Origin of the sequence: Mesorhizobium sp. B264B1B (assembly GCF_020165765.1) — a bacterium.
In the GTDB taxonomy this organism is placed as follows: domain Bacteria; phylum Pseudomonadota; class Alphaproteobacteria; order Rhizobiales; family Rhizobiaceae; genus Mesorhizobium.
On the sequence record NZ_JAIUIS010000004.1, the window covers coordinates 44,165 to 60,040 of the forward strand.

Genomic DNA, 15,876 nt, shown 5'->3' on the forward strand with positions numbered 1-15,876 from the left:
GGTTTACCGGCTTTATGGGAACAGGGCCGCGAGGGCAGCGTTTATTAGATGAGCCTTAAAGAGGAGGTTGCCATGAAGAAACTCTTGCTCGCATCCGTGATTGCCGTCGCTTCGGCGGTGGCCGTGATTGCCCCGGCAAATGCCGCCAGCATCACGCTTGGCATCGGCAACGGCTATGACGACGATTATTATGTTCCCAGATATCGTCACCATTATCGCGATTATTCCGACGATGACGGCTACTATCGCCGCTACAGCATGTATGACGAGAGCTACCGTCCGCGTTACTACGGTCATCGTCGCTGCCACACCGAGGTGATCAAGCACTGGCGTCATCACCATCGGGTCATCGAGAGAGTCCGCATCTGCAGGCGTTGACCTGACAACCAATCCGGCCGGCATCGCGCCGGCCGGATTGTCGTGCACAGCTAATGCCCAGGAATGGCGCCACTGCCGTGCGCGCTGCGCCTGTCAACCGGCTGCTATTTTCGCATCATCATCCCGTAGTGCATCGCCAGCAGATCGAGCCCGATTCTCAACAGCTTTGCCGCCACGTCCCTGCCCTCGCTCATCTCTCCCGCCACGCCTCTGACCGACTGCTCCAGGCACACGATCTTCCGCACCACGTCGACCACCTCCCAATGGCCGAGCGCGCGGGTCGCGGCGGCGTGCGACCGTCCGGCATTGAGCACGTTGTCGGTGATGCCGCCGCTTATCCTGTCGCCGTCGACGCGTTCGCTCCAGCGCATCGGCTTGATGTCAGCCTGCTGGCTGGCACGAAAATCCTCGCGATAGCGCAGGCCAGCCTCGCGCTGCTGGCGGGACAGCGAGGTGATGCCCAGCAGCGGATCGATGCTGCGCACCCGCACGATACCACCGGTGGAGGTATGGCCGTCATTGGACACCTCATAGACGCGCCGCGCCTCCGACGTGCCGGCTGCGAGCCGCTTGCGGCCGAACTCGTCGTCCCGCAACGCGAAATCATGGCCGACCTCGCGGCGGATGCGCACCTGCTCGGCCTCGCCCTTCGGCAGCTTCGGCGTCTGCGGTTTAGCTGATCTGGCGGCTTTCTTGCTCATGGCTGCGTCCTTGTGGGGAGTGGATTAAGGTGCTGGCTGGCGGGGCAGCGGTCCCTGGCGAAATTGGCTGCGTGCGCCGGAACCAGCGGCGAGGCTGGGCGTTGTGCCGCACCAAACCAACAGGAGGTATGCCCATGACCGCCTTCATGCCGGTGACCTTGCGCTTCTGCGACAACAAGACCATGCTGGTGGGCTCCATCGCCCAGGCGGCGACCGCGCTTCGCCGGCAATGGCCTGACAAGACGGCCACCGCCTATCTGGATGCGGCAAGGCTGGTCAGGCTCGCCATCGACGGCAGCTGCCGCCAGCGGGTCGCCTTCGAGGCTTTCACCAAGGCGGCCGGACAGCAGGGGCTGCTGGTGGCGAAGCCGCGTAGCCGCGCCCATGAGTGGCTCGACGCCGCCGCGGGCCCGTGAGGTGGCTGAAACGTGATGCAACCGCGCCGCCGCCTTGCACGTTGATAGGGGCTGGCTTCCGAGCCGCGCGCAACGCCAAGGTAACCGCCGTGGGCACCATGAAAACAGGATCTCCGCTCAAAGTATGCCTGGACGGGCATGTCGAGGTGATCGACGGCGTCGCTGAGGCAGCCGACTTCCTGCAGCGCTGGCCGATTGAACGGCGTGGTCACGTCTACCGCAGTGCGCTCAACGCGTGCAGCGCAGCCATCGCGGCGCAGATTTCGCACGCCGACGCGATGAAAGCGTTCACCGGCTTCGCCCGGGTTACCCGTATATTGGCCGGCGACGACGGCCGGCCAGCGATGCCTGATGCAATGAGCGTGCGAATGCCAAAGCAGGGCCACGATCTGCCAAAATAAAGGCGTTGCGTGGCCGCCGTTCCCGCCAGATCGCCACCATTGCAGAAGAAAAGCCAGCGTTCCAGCTAGTCTCTTTCTCCCCGTTTTACGGGGAGAAATGCCCGGCAGGGCAATGAGGGGCGGTGCCACCGCTTCGATACCTTGCATCTGACCCAATCTCCCGAATTCATGCTTGTGTTCCCAATCCTGACCGGCGTTGCCTCCTGCCGGCATCGTCTCCCGAGAACGGGGGAAAGAAGCTCACCCCGCCTCGCAGACACGCCGGTGGAAGCGCGCCTGGTGATAGGTGCAGTAGCTTTTCATCGCCCGTGTGCGCATACCGCAGCACAGCATGTGGACGCCCGGCCGGCCGCCGGGCGCGTCGTTTTCCGGATTTTGCTCCAGCGCCAGGTCGAGCGGAGCGCGGCAGCGGCCGAACAGGCAGTCCACGAAGCGCATTGCCACGCCATGCGGCTGGCGGCCGATCGGGCTTCGCTGCGGCACCGGCACCTCCAGGCGGTAGGCTTGCCCGTCCGCCATCAGCACGCCGGCCTCGCGTGCTGCGAGGCGTTCCGCACCTTCATCCTTCGGCACGCGCTTGCGTCCGGCCTTGGCGGCGCGGTCGGCGGCCTTGTCATTCGCCCTCTCGGCTGCCGCGATGCGCTTGCTGTTGGCAAAACCGATCGAACTCAGCATGGCGTTACGGTGAACGATGCCGATGATGGCGTCGCGCGACACCGGGCTGCCTCGCGACGCGCTGAACCGAGCCGCGATGCGCGAGGCGGAAAGTCCGTCCGTCAGCCAGCCGGCGATCGCCTGCAATTCCTTGTCGCCGTAAAGTGCCATATCTGGTCTCCGTCCATTGCGCGGCCGCGGCAGCGCGCGACGCCGCCGGCGAGTATCGGTGTCGGCCCGCCGCAGGCGGTGGGCATTGTTGGGTTGGATCCGGCCTGTCGGCCGTTGGATTGGCGGCCTCAGCCCGGCCGGCCGCCCAGCGCGGCGAGGCGCGCCAGCCGCGCCTCTGCCGTCACCCGGTCGGGTGCGAAAACCGCCCTGCCCGTCAGCCTGTCGAGCAGGATCACGGTGCCGTCCTCGGTGCGGATCAGGGAGCGGATCCGCACCGCGCTGAATTGGGGGCCGGAGCCGCGGGGAGCGGCGGCTCCGGCCGTTCCGGCCGCCGGTGACGGGCGGACCGGACGTGCGGCTGATGCATCGGGGCAATCAGCCTCACGCTTCGCCCTGGCCGGGGAGGAGGACAGCCGGGGCGAAAGGGAATGAGCGCTGGCCGGCTCGCGTGAAGCTGGCCTGAGGGCGCTTTCGACTCGGAAGGGGTTGAGCTTTTGCATGAACGGATATAAGCATAACTCAAAAACTTATGCAAGCCATTCTTTCATGGACGAAAGCAGCGCTTGTTGGTCACATGGGCGCCATGGTGAAAACGCAACTGTCGATCAAGGTCGGGGCGGCAATCCGCCAGGCGCGCAAGCAGCGCGGCCTGGTCATGCGCCACATCGCCGAGCACAACGACACCGACGTCGCCGCCGTCGGCAATTGGGAAACCGGTCGCAACCTGCCCAAGACGGAAAACCTCCTGAAGACTGCCGCCTTTCTGCGTGTCGACCCGGTCGCGCTCGGCAAGGGCGAGGTGGTTTTCCTCGACGATGCCGGACCGGTCAACGACGCCGAGATCGTCACCGACGCCGGGCCGCCCCCCGCCGGGCCGATGGACATCCAGGTGCTGGGCGCCGCCGTTGGCGGCGACGACGGCGATTTCACCTTCAACGGCGAGCCCGCCGGCTACGTCCAGCGCCCACCCGGCATCCGCAACCTGGCCAAGGTGTTCGCGCTGCATGTGCTCTCGGATTCCATGGTACCCCGTTACGAGCCCGGAGACCTGATCTATTGCGGCGGCCGCGATGCCGTCCCGGGCGATCACGTGGTGATCGAAACCTTCCCGGAAGAGAACGAACGCAACGGCAAGGCCTTCATCAAGAAATTGGTCAAGCGCACCGCCGCCGAACTGGTGGTCGAACAGTACAATCCGCCGAAGACGTTGACCTTCAACCGCTACGCCATCAAGCAGGTCTGGCGGGTCATTCCGTTGAAGGAATTGCTGGGCTATTGAGCGTTTCATCGCCCACGGCCCATCATTCGACTGGCCGTTGGCGGTAAAAAGTGTATGATTAAGTCACACACGTTACAATTTGCTTGGGGAACGACGATGCGCAGCACCCAGCCACTGACTATCACATTGCCGCTTGAGATGGCGCAGATGGTGAAGGACAAAGTTTCATCCGGCGAGTACGCCACGGAGAGCGAAGTCATCCGCGATGGCCTGAGAACGCTCGCGGCGCGCGACGCGGCAATCGATCGCTGGCTGCGAGAGGAGGTTGCGCCAACGATGGATGCGCTCCAGAAGGATCCTTCGCACGTCTCACCTCTGGAGGATGTGCGAAAGCGACTTCATAGCCGCATCGACGCGCTGGCCGGGAAGCAGTCACGCCAAGCATGACGCACAGGGTCGTTTTCAGCAAGGCTGCCGAGAAAGACCTGCTGGATTTGCTGACCTACCTGGTTCCACAGGCTGGCGAACGAATTGCGCGGGCTTATATCGATCGCCTCATTGATTACTGTGCGCACTTTGACACGTTTCCTGAGCGCGGGACCCGCCATGATGATATCAGGCCAGGCCTCCGCACCGTGGGATATCGCAGGCGGGCGACGATCGCGTTTGCCATTGAAGACGAGACCGTGACCATCCTTCGGGTCTTTCACGGCGGCCGACACGCCATCCTCTCCGATGAAGATGATGCCTTCTGACGGCCATCTGCCGCCGCCCCTCAAGCCTGTCTCGATCCCTCCAACGGCATCTCGCGCTCGCTCAGCATTAGCGCCTCGCTGCGCACGCGCTGGCGCTCGTCGATAAACGCTGCCCGGATCTGGATCGCCGTGCCCGGCAGCCCGTCGGCGCGGCAAGCCGAGCAGACCAGCCGGCCCGAAAGCGCTGCCAGCGGGGTATTGCCAGTCACGCCGAAGCGCCGCAGCTGATCGGGCTTCCACCACCTGTTGCGGCCGCAATCGGCGCATTCGACCGATATCGAAACGACATCCGCAATCACTGATCCCCTGCCCGTCAATGCCATTGCGGCTCGCCTCTTTTGTTCCTTGTTTGTTCACATATTCCTGCGTTTTGAAACGAGAGTCGAGTCGCATCTTTCAGGGCTCCGCAAAAGTTTCTCTTTCGCTAATTTTTGAGTTATGCTTCTATATAGCTTGCAAAGCCGAGTCGGCGCGCGTGCAGCACCCCGGGAGAGACGATGGACGCCCTTGCCGCCGATTTCGCTCATGCCTGCGGCTATGGCGGCGACAGTCACGCTCTCATCGAGGCCTTCGCGAGAATCCGCGAACACGGCATCCGCCAGGCGCGCCTCGGCCATTCAGGCGCAAGGTGGTCGTCGACGCGCTGAAACAATCGGAAGCGCTTTTCCTGGCGGCGATCGGCCCGGCGCTATCGGCACAAGAAGCCATCGAGGACGCCGCCCGCTTCATCTCCTTCTGGCGCAACATGCCGCGCTGGCGCCAGGAACGGCGCCTGGCGGACCTCGCCAGGGCGAGGCAACAACGCCTGCTGGCGCGCTTCTTCCGCCGCTACGGCCACCGCATTTGGGCCTTGCAGGCGGCATAGGCGGGCTCGCTAAGCCGTCGGCGACCACACTGCGCCACGAGAGAGACGCAGCCACGAGAAGAGCTGGGCAATGCCGCCATTTGCGGGTTCCCATCCGCGCGTTTTCTTCCTAGATTGCCTGCGGGTGGCTGATCGTTCGACGTGCATATCAGGGAATGTTCAAGACTGCCCGTTCAAGAGTCCAGGCCTGGATGACGGCAGGCGCGGGAACCATCGCCGCGCTGTTGGCGGCCGGCCTCATGGGCGCCTTTGGCGCCCTGCCCGCTCACCCTCCGCCGCAACTGCCGTCCGATGCCGCCATCGATGCCGGCCGCTGGCGCATCAAACCGGTGCGTGCCTACGTCAGCCATGCCGACATCCATGGCGTGCCGCTGAAACCGGGCCAGAAGGCACTGGTGCTGGAGGCCGACATGACCAACCGCACGGCCGAATCCAACAAGGCCTACTTCGCTGTCTTCAAGCCGGAGGGAATCACCCTGCCGGACTCGATGCCGATGATCGCCCTGATACGCGATTCGACCCTGGCGCCGGAACTGCACCCCGGCATGACCGAGCGCCTGGCCTATGTCTGGCCGCTGGCCGGCGACGCCGCCGTGCCGCCGACGCTCGCCTTCGGCGTCACCGCGGAGATCTTCAAGCCGCGCGACAATCTCTACGGCACGCCCGGCTGGTACAATCCCTACCGTCTCGGCACCGTGACCTTGCCGCTCGCCGATATGCCGGCAACGGACACGCCGGGAGCCGGCTCATGAAGATGCGGGTCCTCGGCAATCTCGCGATTCTCGCCGCCACCGTGGCGCTGAGCTACGGTATGCAGCTTTCCAAGCCGCATTATGCCGACCTCACCGCGCCCATCCCGGTCGACGGCGCCATGCACGACACGGTGCGGGCACGCAGCTTCGACGTGCGGCTTGACGAGGTTGTCTTTGCCCGCGCGCTGAAGACCAACCAGTTCGGGCAGCAAAAGCTTTTGACGACGAGCGGCGTGTGGGCGGTGGTGACGACCAGCCTCACCGCGACCGACGCCTCCATCACGGTCGCGGACGGCACCTGGCAAGGTCCGACCGGTCTGCGCTACCGCCAGACGGAGCGGCTGGGCTATCGCCAGGACATGCCGCCGCACGGCGTCGATCCCGGCTTGCAAAAACGCGGCCTGTTCGTCTTCGAAGTACCGCCCGACCAGATCGGCGGCGCCAGGCTGCTGGTCTCGGAACGCCAATTCGGCGCGCTCGACGCGCAGGCCCGCATCAGCTTCGACGGGTTGTCTGCCGGCGCCGATGGACAACCGGCCGGCATCCTGCCGCAATACGATCTGGATGCACCACCGGGCCAGACTTCTCCGGGCCAGACACCGCAGGGCAAGCCATGAGCGCCGTCGCGACCGACATGGGGCCGGCCGCCGAGCGGCAGGTCGAGAAAAAATGGCGCAGGCGCAGCCTGGCGGCGCTTGTCATCCTGCTGCCGCTGGCGCTGGCAGAAACCAGCCATGACAGCTTGCGCGAATGGCTGGGCGGCGAAGACCTCATCGCCAGGGATGTCGAGTTTGGCCAGTCCGCGCACTTCGGCGGCAGCGACTGGAAGCTGGCGGACCTGCGCGGCGGCAAGGCCGGCCGCTTGCCCGATCAGGCCTTCGCCGTCATCGCCACCTTCTCCGTCACCGTCGGCGATCCCGACTTGCAGAAGCAATGGCTGGGCTGCAGGCTGATGCTGACCGATGCCGCCGGCCGCCGCTGGCTCCCCGACATGATTTCGGGCGTCAGACTGCCGGACGGCGTGATGAACTGCACCTCGGCGATCTTCTCCGGCGCCAAGACAGGCGACGTCATCACCATCGGCGACACCTTCATCGTGCCGGAGGATGCCATCAAGACCATCCGTCCCGCCATTGGGCTGGGAAGCGGGCGGCCGTGGTACCTGCGGTTTCAACGGCCGCCGAAGTAGCGACAGCGCCGGCAGTCCGGAGTCACGGCACGGCGATCAACAGGACGTAGGCAACAAAGACGACGAGGTGAGCAAGTCCGGTGAGAACCGTCGTGCGTCCGGTACTGAAACTTACGACACTCACCGCAAGGGCCAGAACCAGCAAAATCACGTCGCTCGGACCGAGACCGAGGTTGAGCGACTTTCCGGTGATGAGGCTGGCCGCCGCCACTGCCGGGATCGTCAGTCCGATGGTCGCGCACGCCGAGCCCAAAGCGACGTTCAATGCGCGCTGGAGCTCATTCCCCCACGATGCCTTGATGGCGGAGATCGCCTCGGGGAGCAGCACGACAAACGCAATCATCGCGCCGACGATCGCATCCGATTGCGGGATCTGCAGGTAGGTAAGGCCATCTTCAACGCCAGCCGCGACCCGTTCCGTCAGCAGGACGATCCCGACCAGTCCCAGAAGCAGGAAGACGAAATGCGTTGGCACGCCGTGGACCTGCGGAGAATGGCTTTCCGGAGCGCTTTCACGCAGCTGCACCTCCAGGAAGTCCTCTTTCTGGCTGTAGCTCTGGGCGAAAACGAAACTGCCGTAGAGCAAGAGCGACAGCAGCGCGACGAAAGCCAGTTGCGTGGGAGAAAATGTCCCGGGGCTGGTGGCAAGCGTATAGTTCGGGAGCACCATCGTCAGCACCGTGATCGCGGTCAGCACCGAAAGAAAGGAACTTGTGCCTTGCCTTCGGATGTCCTGGTGGCGGTGCCGCCACCCGCCAAGTGTCAGGCACAGCCCCACGATGCCGGTGCAAACGATCATGACCGTGGAGAACACGGATTCTCGCGCCAGGGTCGGATTGTTGGCGCCATGTCGCATCATCGAGACGATGATCGACACTTCGATCGTCGTTACGGCCAAGGTAAGGACCAGGGTGCCGTACGGCTGTCCAACACGTCGGGCTATCGCCTCCGCATGTCGCACCACGGCAAAGACGGTTGCCAAGGTAAGGATGATCGATATGCCGGCAACGATCACCACAATCGCCGTCCGATCTTCGATCGGCTCTATGTTCGATTGCAATATCAACGCCAGCGCGCAGCAGACCACAGGCAGGCCGAAGGTCATTGCCTCACTTCGACGGCGGAAGAAGTAAGTCATGCCATTCTCTTCGATCTTGCGAGTGCAAACAGGCGGTCTGTTTACGAGACCAGGAAAGATCGCACTTTCGCCCCATCGCACGTACATGGCAAGGCGCGGCAAGGATACGCTACGGCCGTTCCCGTCGCTACCGGGAACGACCGCCCGCCTCACCCGTCCCCTTGGAAAGCGAGAACGCCGTCTCCAGGACGGCGGCGAGGAAGCAGATGCGCAGCGGCTCGATGAGGATGCCGGTGGAGGAATCCTGGAACGGGCTGCCGAACAACAGCGTCACGCCATGCGACAGGATCTGCCAGACGTCGAGCTCGTGCGGGCCGATCAGCCGCGTCGCGCCGAGCCACAGCCAGGCCGCGCCCCAGTCGAGCAGGCGATAGCCGACGATCAGCGTACACAGCAATACGAGGCTGGAACTCACCGTCAGCCGCACGCCATTGGCGATCGGCAGATAGCGCGAGCGGTAGCCGGCGACGAAATGCTCGACGAAATCGCGCAGGAATTTCGGCAGGCCGGCATAGCGCTTGCCGACGCGTTCCAGCCGGCCGTGCACGCGCATCAGTGCCGTATCGTCGCGCACATCATAGCCATAGATCAGCGCCGCCATCACCAGCCAGATCAGCGGCAAGAGCATGTAGAAGAACAGGTTGACGGCGATCGTCGAGGGCGCGATCGAGGTGATCTCGACCGGCACCATCGGCGCGGCCGTCGCCGTCGGCACCGGGCTCGCCAGCCCGTCGGCCGACGCCTGCAGAACCGACCAGAAATTGCGGCTCATCAGCCATTGCAGCGCGCTGTCCTTCCAGCGGCTGATGACGTAGAGGCCGACGAAGATCCAGTTGGTCTCGCAGATCACCACCACGATCTGCCAGAACGAGGCGGCGCCCGTTTTCGCCTGCATGAACTTGGCCAGCCGGCGCACCAGCCAGGACACCGCCACCGAGACCAGCAGCCAGCGCGAATCCAGCACGTCCAGAACATTGGCGCTCTGGCCGAAGCCGGCCTGGTCGAGCGTTTCGCGCGAATATTGCCGCACGATGTCGCCGAGGAACCCCCAGGCCGCGTAGTAGGCGAAGAAGGGTAACAGCGCGATGGTGATCATGCGCACCAGCCGCGAACCGCGCCGGTCCGCGGTTCCCTGCCCCTCGGCGACCGTGGCCTTTTCCGCGCCACGCTGCGCGGCCAGCACATGGGGCAAGCCGGGACGCAGCACATGGAACATCGCCACCGTCACCACCAGTTGCGCCAGTGCCACCAGCGTCAGCATGGCGAGCCCGGCGAAATGATTTGCGAGCGCCACCTTGGCCGCCAGTTGCAGCAAGAGATCGCCGGCCAGAACACCGGCCAGCACCAGCACGACGAGCTGCGGCCAGAACCGCCGCAGCAGCGAAAAACTCAAGCTGATCGGTCTGATGATATCGGCAAACATGAGGTTCTCTCAGAATGCCACCCGCCCGAAATCCTTCTAGCAAAGGGGGGTTGTTTTGCAAGAAAGGTAGCGAGCTCTCCTGCCTATGGCAGAGCGGCGATTTCCCCTTCTCCGACGACAAGGGAGAAAGAATTAGCGCCTCACCCGCGACTTCAGCCAGCGATCGAACGCCACCGCCAGGATCAGGATTAGGCCGATGACGATGCTTTGCGTGTAGGACGAGACGTTGTTGAACTGGAGCCCGTTCTGTAGCACGCCGATCAGGGCGGCGCCCACCACGGTGCCGCCCACCGAGCCGATGCCGCCGAACAGCGAGGTACCGCCGATGACGACGGCCGAAATGACCGTCAGCTCGTAGCCGATGCCGGCCACCGCTTCGGACGAATTCAGCCTGGCCGACAGCACGAAGGCGGCGAGCCCGGCGAAGAAGCCGACGATGACATAGACCGAGACCAGGATGCGGTCGACGCGCAAGCCCGACAGCCGTGCGGCCTCGGCATTGCCGCCGACGGCGTAGACGGCGCGTCCATAGCGCGTGTAGCGTAGCACGATGTGGCACAGGATGGCGGCCGCCGCGAAGATGATCGCCGGCACCGGCACGGGGCCGATCAGCCCGGTGCCGAACCAGCGCATAGAAGCGTCGAAGCCCGAGATCGGGCCGCCATTGGAGATGGTCAGCGTCAGGCCGCGAAACACGGTGAGCCCGCCAAGCGTGACGACGAAGGGCGGCACTTTCAGCCTGGTGATGGCAAAGCCCTGAACACCGCCGGCCACCGCCCCCACCACCACGGCGGCAAGCAGCGCCGCGAACCAGCCATAGCCCTGCGTTCCCGACGTCGACAGCGACAGCGTGTTGGCGGTGCCGCCCTTGGCGACCACGGCCGCCACCATGCCGCAGAAGGCGAGCAGCGAGCCGACCGAAAGATCGATGCCGGCGGTGAGGATGACGAAGGTCATGCCGAGCGCGATCAGCCCGGTGATCGATATCTGGCGGGTGATGTTGAACAGATTGATCGGATCGATGAAGCTCGGCTTCAGCACGGTGAAGACGACCACCAGCGCCGCCAGGAATAGCAGCGGCCCGAAATTCATCAAGAGCCGCGCAATGCTGATGCCGCCACGCCGGCTCTGCTCCTCGGCCACGCTCATCGTGCCTCCTCCTCAACCGCTCCCGGCTGGTCGAGCGCCATCAGTTCCATCAGTTTTTCCTCGCTTGCCTCGATGCCTGGCATCTGCCCGGTGATGCGCCCCTTGCGCATGGTCACGATCCGGTCCGACACAGCCAGCACTTCGGGCAGCTCGGACGAAATCATCATCACCGCTATGCCGCGCGCTGCCAATTGCACCAGGATCTGGTGCACCTCGGCCTTGGCGCCGACATCAACGCCGCGCGTCGGCTCGTCGACGATCAGCACCTTGGGGTCGCGCGCCAGCCAGCGCGCCAGGATCACCTTCTGCTGGTTGCCGCCTGACAGGCCCTCGATCGCCTGCTCGGCCGACGCCATGCGGATCGATAGCATTTTCCGGAACCCCGCCAGCGCATCGCGCTCGCGCCGCTCGGCCATGAAGCCGAAGCCATTGCTGAACCGCCCGAGCGAGGCGACGGAGAAATTCGGCAGGATGCCGAGCGCGGCGAAGATCGCCTGATGCTTGCGATCCTCAGGCACCAGGCCGATGCCGAGCGCTATGGCATCCGCCGGCGAGGCCGGCGCGATGGGCCTGCCGTTGAGCGTGATCGTGCCGCCCGCGATCCGGTCGGCGCCGAAGATGGCGCGCGCCAGCTCCGTGCGACCCGAGCCGACGAGGCCGGCGACACCCAGGATCTCGCCGGCCTTGAGGTCGATATCGACGCCGTCGAGCACGATGGCGTGCGGCGCTTCGGGATCGCGCACCGTGCGCAACCCGCGCACCGACAGCACGACGTCGCCGGCCACCGTGCGCTGCGCCGGCCGCGCATAGAGCTCGGACGCCGCGCGGCCGACCATTTTATCGATGATGCGCGGCAATCGGATCGGCCCGCCTTCGCGGTCGAGATTGCCGGCCAACCTGCCGTCCCGGAGCACCGTCATGCGGTCGCAGATGGCGGCGGCCTCCTCCAGCCGATGGGTGACGAACATGATGGCGACATGGTCCTTGCGCAGCCTGTCCATGATCGACAGCAGCCGCTGCACCTCTGTCTCGGTCAGCGCTGATGTCGGCTCGTCCATGATGATCAGCCGGCTCTTCAGCGACAGCGCCCGTGCAATCTCGACGAGCTGCTGCTCGGCCACCGAAAGCGCCGAGACCGGCGTCATCGGATCGATCGTGAGGCCGACGCGGGCGATGATGGTGCGGGAGTCCTGCTCCATCTTGCGCCAGGAGACGAGGCCGAGCGGACCGGTCGGGGCGCGGCCGATGAAGATGTTCTCCGCCACCGTCAGCGTCGGGATCAGGCTGAGCTCCTGGTAGATGGTGACGATACCTAGCCGCTTGGCATCCTGCGGGCTCGACGGCCGGTAGTCGGCGCCGTCGAAAATGATATGGCCGCTGGAAGGCGGCATGACGCCCGACAGGATTTTCAGCAGCGTCGATTTGCCGGCGCCGTTTTCGCCGAGCAGGCCGAGGATTTCGCCGGGCCTGACGTCGAGCGAGACATCGTTCAGCGCGGTGACGCCGGCGAAACGCTTGGTGACGCCTTCGACGGCGAGCAGGACGGGTGCGGCTTCAGCCATGGAATGGGTGCTTCCCTCGATGCAGTTTCCGGACCCGTCGGCGCGTGAACACCCCCCTCTGTCCTGCCGGACATCTCCCCCGCAAGGGGGGAGATTGGCTGTCTGTTCCGCATTCGCCAATTTTCAACGCCGCAATGAGAATGCGGACATCGACACTGCCCATCTCCCCCTTGCGGGGGAGATGGCCGGCAGGCCAGAGGGGGTGCTGCCCCGCCGACCTCTCCATGCGAGCTCACTTCGTCTCGTTCAGCCTCTCGGCCTTGTCGAGATTGTCCTTGCCGATGACGATCGGCGTCAACAGCACCAGCTTCTCCTTCGGCTCCGTCTTGTCCCTGGCGTAGGCGACGGCGATCTGCACGGCGGTGCGCGACTGCTGGCCCGGGAACTGTTCGACCGTGCCGGCGAGCTTGCCGTCGCGGACCGCGACCAGCGCTTCCGGCAGCGCATCGAAGCCGTAGATCTTGACGTCGGTGAAGTTGCGCGCCGCGCAGGCTTCGAGCGCGCCCAGCGCCATGTCGTCATTGGCACAGACGATCGCGTCCGGCTTGCCGTTGGCGGCAAGGCCGGCTTCCGTCACCGACAGCGCCTCGGCGCGGGCGAAATTGGCGGTCTGCTCGAAGACGATCTGGTACTTGTCCTTCAAGGGATCGAGCACATTGTGCACGCCCTTGTTGCGGTCGATCGCCGGCCCGGCGCCGGGTTGGCCCTGGAGGTGGAACAGTTTCGCGCCGTTGGGGAACGCCGCCACCACGGCCTGCGCTTCCGCCTCGCCGCCCTTGACGTTGTCGGCGCCGACATGGGCGAGGATGCCCTCGACGCCGTCGACGCGGCGGTCGATCGTCACCACGGGAACGCCGGCCTTGACCGCTTCCTCGATGGCCGGCGCCAGCGCGTTGACGTCGAGCGGCGAGATCACGATGGCGTTGACCTTCTGCACCAGGGCCGCCTCGATGTCGGCGGTCTGCTTGGTGGCCGAGTTCTGGCCATCGCTCTCGGTCAGGTTGACGCCTTGCGTGGCGGCTTCCGCCTTGATCTCGTTCAGCATGTGCACGAAGAACGGAAAGCCGAGACTGGGCACCGAGCCGAGAATGGTGAGCTTGTCCTGCGCAAATACCGAGGGCGCGGCAAGCACCATCGCGCCCGCGGCCACGGACGTCATCAGGAATTCACGTCTGTTCATGGGATCCTCCTCCACAAGAACGCACGGCCCCGGAAACCGGGACGGTTTCAGGAAGGATCATGCGTCGGTTCAAAGTGTTGGAGCATCCTCCTTGCGTTTGCTAACGCATGCCGCTCCAGCTGATCGCCGTTGCAAAAACTGCCTCCCGTCGGCACCAGCAAACGGATGCTAGCCCAGGCTCAACCATTTGTGCAACATCGATATAACAGGCCCAGTCGGCAATGGTCGGAATTTGGATGAGCCGGGTGCCCAGCTTCCATTCTCCGGCGCTGGCCCTAGTTTGAACCGCGCCTGAGCCCATTCCCTGGAGACACCCGCATGAAACCGCACATCATCTGCCATATGATCGCGTCGCTGGACGGCAGTCTCCACCCGAGCCGCTACACGGCCAGCCCGGACGGAACCCGGGCCGAATGGTCGAGCCTCTACGAGCATATCCATAATGATTTTGCGGGCGACGGCTGGATCGTCGGCCGCGTCACCATGGCCGAGATGAGCAAGGCCGGCGCGCACCCGCCGGCCGATGCGGGCAAGGTCGACCGACCCTATCATGTCGCGCAAACCGGTACCGGAAGCTACGCGGTGGCGCTCGATCCATCGGGCAAGCTCCACTTTTCCAAACCCGACATTGGCGGCGACCATGTCGTGGTGCTGCTTGGGCACGATGTCGCCGACAGCCACCTGGCCGAGCTCGCCGCCGACGGCGTGTCCTATATCGTGGCGGAGACGGCCGACATGGATCTCGGCCGGATGCTCGAAGTTCTCAACCGCGAATTTGCCATTCGCCGGCTGCTGCTCGAGGGCGGCGCCGGCATCAACGGCTCCTTCTTCGCGGACGGCCTTGTCGATGAGCTCAGCCTTCTCGTCGCTCCCGCTCTTGATGGGCGGGCGGCGAACCAGGGTTTCGTCGAATTCGGCGAAACCGGCCTCGCGGGCAAGATGCAACTGTCGCTCAAAAGCTGCGAAGCCCTCGCCCACGGGCTCGTCCATTTGCGCTACGCCGTCGGCTGACGACGCTTTATCGGCGGGTCATGCGTCGTACCGCATGGCCTCGAGATCGGCGATCAGCGTCGGGCCGGTCGGCTGCCAGCCGAGCCGCGCCTGGGTCAGCGCGCTGGAGGCCGGCAGATCCATCGGGGCGAACATCGCCATCCAGCCGAAGTGCTCCGCCGCCTGTTCCGGCGCGATCGAAACCACCGGCACGTTGAGGCCCCGCCCGATCACCTCGGCGATCGCGCGCACTTCGACGCCCTCCTCGCCGACCGCGTGATAGCGCGCGCCGGGCTGCCGCTTTTCCACCGCCAGCCGGTAGAGGCGCGCCGCGTCCACGAGATGGCCCGCCGCATAGCGGTTGCGGCCCTCGCCGACATAGGCCGAAACGCCTTTCTGGCGCACGATTTCGATGAGCGGCGTGATGAGCCCTTGCTTGACCGGGTTGTGAACCTGCGGCAGCCGCACCACCGAGACGTTGACGCCGGCTTCCAGCAAGGCATTGCCGGCGAGCTCCGAGGCGATGCGCGGATTGGGATGGCTGGCGTTGAAGACGTCCTCGCTGGCAAGCTCGCCATGTCCGGGGCTGCCCACGCCGACGCCGGAAGTGATCACCAGCGGCCGGTCGGATCCGGCCAATGCCTGGCCGAGTGCCGCGATGACACGGCTATCCTTCTCGCAATTCTCGGCAAACCGCGAAAAATCATGGTCGAACGCCGTGTGGATCACCGCTTCCGCCTTTGCCGCGCCGTCGCGCAGGCCCTCGGGATCCTCGAGCGTTCCCCGATGCACTTCGGCGCCCGCCGCTGTCAGCGCTTCGGCCCCCGCCTCGGAGCGACTGACGCCGACCACCTGATGGCCCGCCTTGATGAGCTCGGCAACGAGCGCCGAGCCGATGAAACCGGTCGCGCCGGTCAAAAAGATACGCATGCG

General features: G+C 65.0%; 22 protein-coding genes. 12 read left to right on the plus strand and 10 right to left on the minus strand.

Annotated elements, in window-relative coordinates; genetic code table 11:
• Nucleotides 1-72 precede the first annotated feature (72 nt).
• The gene (locus LB547_RS09375) at nucleotides 73-378 is read left to right on the plus strand and encodes a hypothetical protein (protein ID WP_140728405.1); all 306 of its coding nucleotides are present in this window, start codon (nucleotides 73-75) and stop codon (nucleotides 376-378) included.
• Between the two features lie 104 nt (nucleotides 379-482).
• Here LB547_RS09375 and LB547_RS09380 read toward each other — a convergent pair whose 3' ends face one another.
• Entirely contained in the window at nucleotides 483-1,079 is a 597-nt protein-coding gene (locus tag LB547_RS09380; protein ID WP_140759671.1) for a DUF6456 domain-containing protein, read from the minus strand.
• Nucleotides 1,080-1,213: 134 nt separating this feature from the next.
• Between LB547_RS09380 and LB547_RS09385 the strand changes: the two genes are divergently transcribed.
• The gene (locus tag LB547_RS09385) at nucleotides 1,214-1,495 is read left to right on the plus strand and encodes a DUF982 domain-containing protein (protein ID WP_140499114.1); all 282 of its coding nucleotides are present in this window, start codon (nucleotides 1,214-1,216) and stop codon (nucleotides 1,493-1,495) included.
• A gap of 98 nt (nucleotides 1,496-1,593) precedes the next feature.
• Nucleotides 1,594-1,896 carry a DUF982 domain-containing protein gene (locus tag LB547_RS09390; RefSeq protein ID WP_181165274.1) on the plus strand — a complete coding sequence of 101 codons (303 nt, stop codon included), beginning with the start codon at nucleotides 1,594-1,596 and terminating at the stop codon, nucleotides 1,894-1,896.
• Nucleotides 1,897-2,136: 240 nt separating this feature from the next.
• Here the strand turns inward: LB547_RS09390 and LB547_RS09395 are convergent, their stop codons facing one another.
• Together LB547_RS09395 and LB547_RS09400 are read right to left on the minus strand one after the other, a co-directional pair.
• Entirely contained in the window at nucleotides 2,137-2,721 is a 585-nt protein-coding gene (locus LB547_RS09395) for a GcrA family cell cycle regulator (RefSeq protein ID WP_140759668.1), read from the minus strand.
• A gap of 128 nt (nucleotides 2,722-2,849) precedes the next feature.
• Entirely contained in the window at nucleotides 2,850-2,996 is a 147-nt protein-coding gene (locus tag LB547_RS09400; RefSeq protein WP_224618688.1) for a hypothetical protein, read from the minus strand.
• 299 nt (nucleotides 2,997-3,295) lie between these two features.
• Here LB547_RS09400 and LB547_RS09405 point away from each other — a divergent pair, with 299 nt between their 5' ends.
• The 3 genes from LB547_RS09405 to LB547_RS09415 all read left to right on the plus strand — a co-directional run bounded on the left by LB547_RS09405 (nucleotide 3,296) and on the right by LB547_RS09415 (nucleotide 4,695).
• On the plus strand, nucleotides 3,296-4,000 hold the full coding sequence (locus LB547_RS09405; protein ID WP_140499435.1) for an XRE family transcriptional regulator: 705 nt from the start codon (nucleotides 3,296-3,298) through the stop codon (nucleotides 3,998-4,000).
• Nucleotides 4,001-4,096: 96 nt separating this feature from the next.
• Nucleotides 4,097-4,387, plus strand: coding sequence for a type II toxin-antitoxin system ParD family antitoxin (locus LB547_RS09410; RefSeq protein ID WP_140759665.1), 291 nt, complete (start codon nucleotides 4,097-4,099; stop codon nucleotides 4,385-4,387).
• Nucleotides 4,384-4,695 (plus strand): type II toxin-antitoxin system RelE/ParE family toxin, encoded by a 312-nt coding sequence (locus tag LB547_RS09415; protein ID WP_140521418.1) that lies wholly within the window; start codon nucleotides 4,384-4,386, stop codon nucleotides 4,693-4,695. The genes LB547_RS09410 and LB547_RS09415 overlap by 4 nt, the downstream gene beginning before the upstream one ends.
• A gap of 20 nt (nucleotides 4,696-4,715) precedes the next feature.
• Here the strand turns inward: LB547_RS09415 and LB547_RS09420 are convergent, their stop codons facing one another.
• Nucleotides 4,716-5,018, minus strand: a complete 303-nt coding sequence (locus tag LB547_RS09420) for a hypothetical protein (RefSeq protein ID WP_140663623.1) — start codon at nucleotides 5,016-5,018, stop codon at nucleotides 4,716-4,718.
• A gap of 174 nt (nucleotides 5,019-5,192) precedes the next feature.
• Between LB547_RS09420 and LB547_RS09425 the strand changes: the two genes are divergently transcribed.
• The 5 genes from LB547_RS09425 to LB547_RS09445 all read left to right on the plus strand — a co-directional run bounded on the left by LB547_RS09425 (nucleotide 5,193) and on the right by LB547_RS09445 (nucleotide 7,501).
• Entirely contained in the window at nucleotides 5,193-5,342 is a 150-nt protein-coding gene (locus LB547_RS09425; protein WP_224655840.1) for a hypothetical protein, read from the plus strand.
• Nucleotides 5,324-5,560 carry a hypothetical protein gene (locus LB547_RS09430; RefSeq protein WP_224655841.1) on the plus strand — a complete coding sequence of 79 codons (237 nt, stop codon included), beginning with the start codon at nucleotides 5,324-5,326 and terminating at the stop codon, nucleotides 5,558-5,560. The genes LB547_RS09425 and LB547_RS09430 overlap by 19 nt, the downstream gene beginning before the upstream one ends.
• Nucleotides 5,561-5,751: 191 nt before the next feature.
• Nucleotides 5,752-6,312: a hypothetical protein gene (locus LB547_RS09435; protein ID WP_224519033.1), complete on the plus strand. Its 561-nt coding sequence runs from the start codon at nucleotides 5,752-5,754 to the stop codon at nucleotides 6,310-6,312.
• Nucleotides 6,309-6,929, plus strand: coding sequence for a hypothetical protein (locus LB547_RS09440; protein ID WP_140556356.1), 621 nt, complete (start codon nucleotides 6,309-6,311; stop codon nucleotides 6,927-6,929). The genes LB547_RS09435 and LB547_RS09440 overlap by 4 nt, the downstream gene beginning before the upstream one ends.
• Nucleotides 6,926-7,501 carry a hypothetical protein gene (locus tag LB547_RS09445; RefSeq protein WP_140516193.1) on the plus strand — a complete coding sequence of 192 codons (576 nt, stop codon included), beginning with the start codon at nucleotides 6,926-6,928 and terminating at the stop codon, nucleotides 7,499-7,501. Before LB547_RS09440 ends, LB547_RS09445 begins: the two co-directional genes overlap by 4 nt.
• Before the next feature lie 22 nt (nucleotides 7,502-7,523).
• Here the strand turns inward: LB547_RS09445 and LB547_RS09450 are convergent, their stop codons facing one another.
• From LB547_RS09450 to LB547_RS09470, 5 genes are all read right to left on the minus strand, one after another.
• Entirely contained in the window at nucleotides 7,524-8,639 is a 1,116-nt protein-coding gene (locus tag LB547_RS09450) for a calcium:proton antiporter (RefSeq protein ID WP_140521414.1), read from the minus strand.
• Nucleotides 8,640-8,766: 127 nt separating this feature from the next.
• Complete coding sequence (locus LB547_RS09455; protein WP_140759662.1) at nucleotides 8,767-10,062, minus strand: hypothetical protein; 1,296 nt, start codon at nucleotides 10,060-10,062, stop codon at nucleotides 8,767-8,769.
• A gap of 132 nt (nucleotides 10,063-10,194) precedes the next feature.
• The gene (locus LB547_RS09460; protein ID WP_140516199.1) at nucleotides 10,195-11,211 is read right to left on the minus strand and encodes an ABC transporter permease; all 1,017 of its coding nucleotides are present in this window, start codon (nucleotides 11,209-11,211) and stop codon (nucleotides 10,195-10,197) included.
• Entirely contained in the window at nucleotides 11,208-12,773 is a 1,566-nt protein-coding gene (locus LB547_RS09465; protein ID WP_140556349.1) for a sugar ABC transporter ATP-binding protein, read from the minus strand. Before LB547_RS09465 ends, LB547_RS09460 begins: the two co-directional genes overlap by 4 nt.
• A 232-nt stretch (nucleotides 12,774-13,005) precedes the next feature.
• Nucleotides 13,006-13,953, minus strand: coding sequence for a substrate-binding domain-containing protein (locus LB547_RS09470; protein ID WP_140499137.1), 948 nt, complete (start codon nucleotides 13,951-13,953; stop codon nucleotides 13,006-13,008).
• A 318-nt stretch (nucleotides 13,954-14,271) separates the two neighbouring features.
• On the opposite strand from LB547_RS09470, the gene LB547_RS09475 reads away from it, so the two are divergent.
• Complete coding sequence (locus LB547_RS09475) at nucleotides 14,272-14,964, plus strand: RibD family protein (protein ID WP_140516205.1); 693 nt, start codon at nucleotides 14,272-14,274, stop codon at nucleotides 14,962-14,964.
• An 18-nt stretch (nucleotides 14,965-14,982) separates the two neighbouring features.
• Here LB547_RS09475 and LB547_RS09480 read toward each other — a convergent pair whose 3' ends face one another.
• Entirely contained in the window at nucleotides 14,983-15,873 is an 891-nt protein-coding gene (locus LB547_RS09480; RefSeq protein WP_140759659.1) for an SDR family oxidoreductase, read from the minus strand.
• Nucleotides 15,874-15,876: the final 3 nt, after the last annotated feature.

What these genes read in the sequence shown, in the direction of transcription:
- LB547_RS09420 (WP_140663623.1), bottom strand. Translation starts at nt 5,018, where the DNA reads ATGGCATTGACGGGCAGGGGATCAGTGATTGCGGATGTCGTTTCGATA.
- LB547_RS09405 (WP_140499435.1), top strand. Translation starts at nt 3,296, where the DNA reads ATGGGCGCCATGGTGAAAACGCAACTGTCGATCAAGGTCGGGGCGGCA.
- LB547_RS09395 (WP_140759668.1), bottom strand. Translation starts at nt 2,721, where the DNA reads ATGGCACTTTACGGCGACAAGGAATTGCAGGCGATCGCCGGCTGGCTG.
- LB547_RS09380 (WP_140759671.1), bottom strand. Translation starts at nt 1,079, where the DNA reads ATGAGCAAGAAAGCCGCCAGATCAGCTAAACCGCAGACGCCGAAGCTG.
- LB547_RS09480 (WP_140759659.1), bottom strand. Translation starts at nt 15,873, where the DNA reads ATGCGTATCTTTTTGACCGGCGCGACCGGTTTCATCGGCTCGGCGCTC.
- LB547_RS09450 (WP_140521414.1), bottom strand. Translation starts at nt 8,639, where the DNA reads ATGACTTACTTCTTCCGCCGTCGAAGTGAGGCAATGACCTTCGGCCTG.
- LB547_RS09465 (WP_140556349.1), bottom strand. Translation starts at nt 12,773, where the DNA reads ATGGCTGAAGCCGCACCCGTCCTGCTCGCCGTCGAAGGCGTCACCAAG.
- LB547_RS09425 (WP_224655840.1), top strand. Translation starts at nt 5,193, where the DNA reads ATGGACGCCCTTGCCGCCGATTTCGCTCATGCCTGCGGCTATGGCGGC.
- LB547_RS09390 (WP_181165274.1), top strand. Translation starts at nt 1,594, where the DNA reads ATGAAAACAGGATCTCCGCTCAAAGTATGCCTGGACGGGCATGTCGAG.
- LB547_RS09445 (WP_140516193.1), top strand. Translation starts at nt 6,926, where the DNA reads ATGAGCGCCGTCGCGACCGACATGGGGCCGGCCGCCGAGCGGCAGGTC.
- LB547_RS09460 (WP_140516199.1), bottom strand. Translation starts at nt 11,211, where the DNA reads ATGAGCGTGGCCGAGGAGCAGAGCCGGCGTGGCGGCATCAGCATTGCG.
- LB547_RS09435 (WP_224519033.1), top strand. Translation starts at nt 5,752, where the DNA reads ATGACGGCAGGCGCGGGAACCATCGCCGCGCTGTTGGCGGCCGGCCTC.
- LB547_RS09440 (WP_140556356.1), top strand. Translation starts at nt 6,309, where the DNA reads ATGAAGATGCGGGTCCTCGGCAATCTCGCGATTCTCGCCGCCACCGTG.
- LB547_RS09455 (WP_140759662.1), bottom strand. Translation starts at nt 10,062, where the DNA reads ATGTTTGCCGATATCATCAGACCGATCAGCTTGAGTTTTTCGCTGCTG.
- LB547_RS09410 (WP_140759665.1), top strand. Translation starts at nt 4,097, where the DNA reads ATGCGCAGCACCCAGCCACTGACTATCACATTGCCGCTTGAGATGGCG.
- LB547_RS09385 (WP_140499114.1), top strand. Translation starts at nt 1,214, where the DNA reads ATGACCGCCTTCATGCCGGTGACCTTGCGCTTCTGCGACAACAAGACC.
- LB547_RS09470 (WP_140499137.1), bottom strand. Translation starts at nt 13,953, where the DNA reads ATGAACAGACGTGAATTCCTGATGACGTCCGTGGCCGCGGGCGCGATG.
- LB547_RS09375 (WP_140728405.1), top strand. Translation starts at nt 73, where the DNA reads ATGAAGAAACTCTTGCTCGCATCCGTGATTGCCGTCGCTTCGGCGGTG.
- LB547_RS09415 (WP_140521418.1), top strand. Translation starts at nt 4,384, where the DNA reads ATGACGCACAGGGTCGTTTTCAGCAAGGCTGCCGAGAAAGACCTGCTG.
- LB547_RS09475 (WP_140516205.1), top strand. Translation starts at nt 14,272, where the DNA reads ATGAAACCGCACATCATCTGCCATATGATCGCGTCGCTGGACGGCAGT.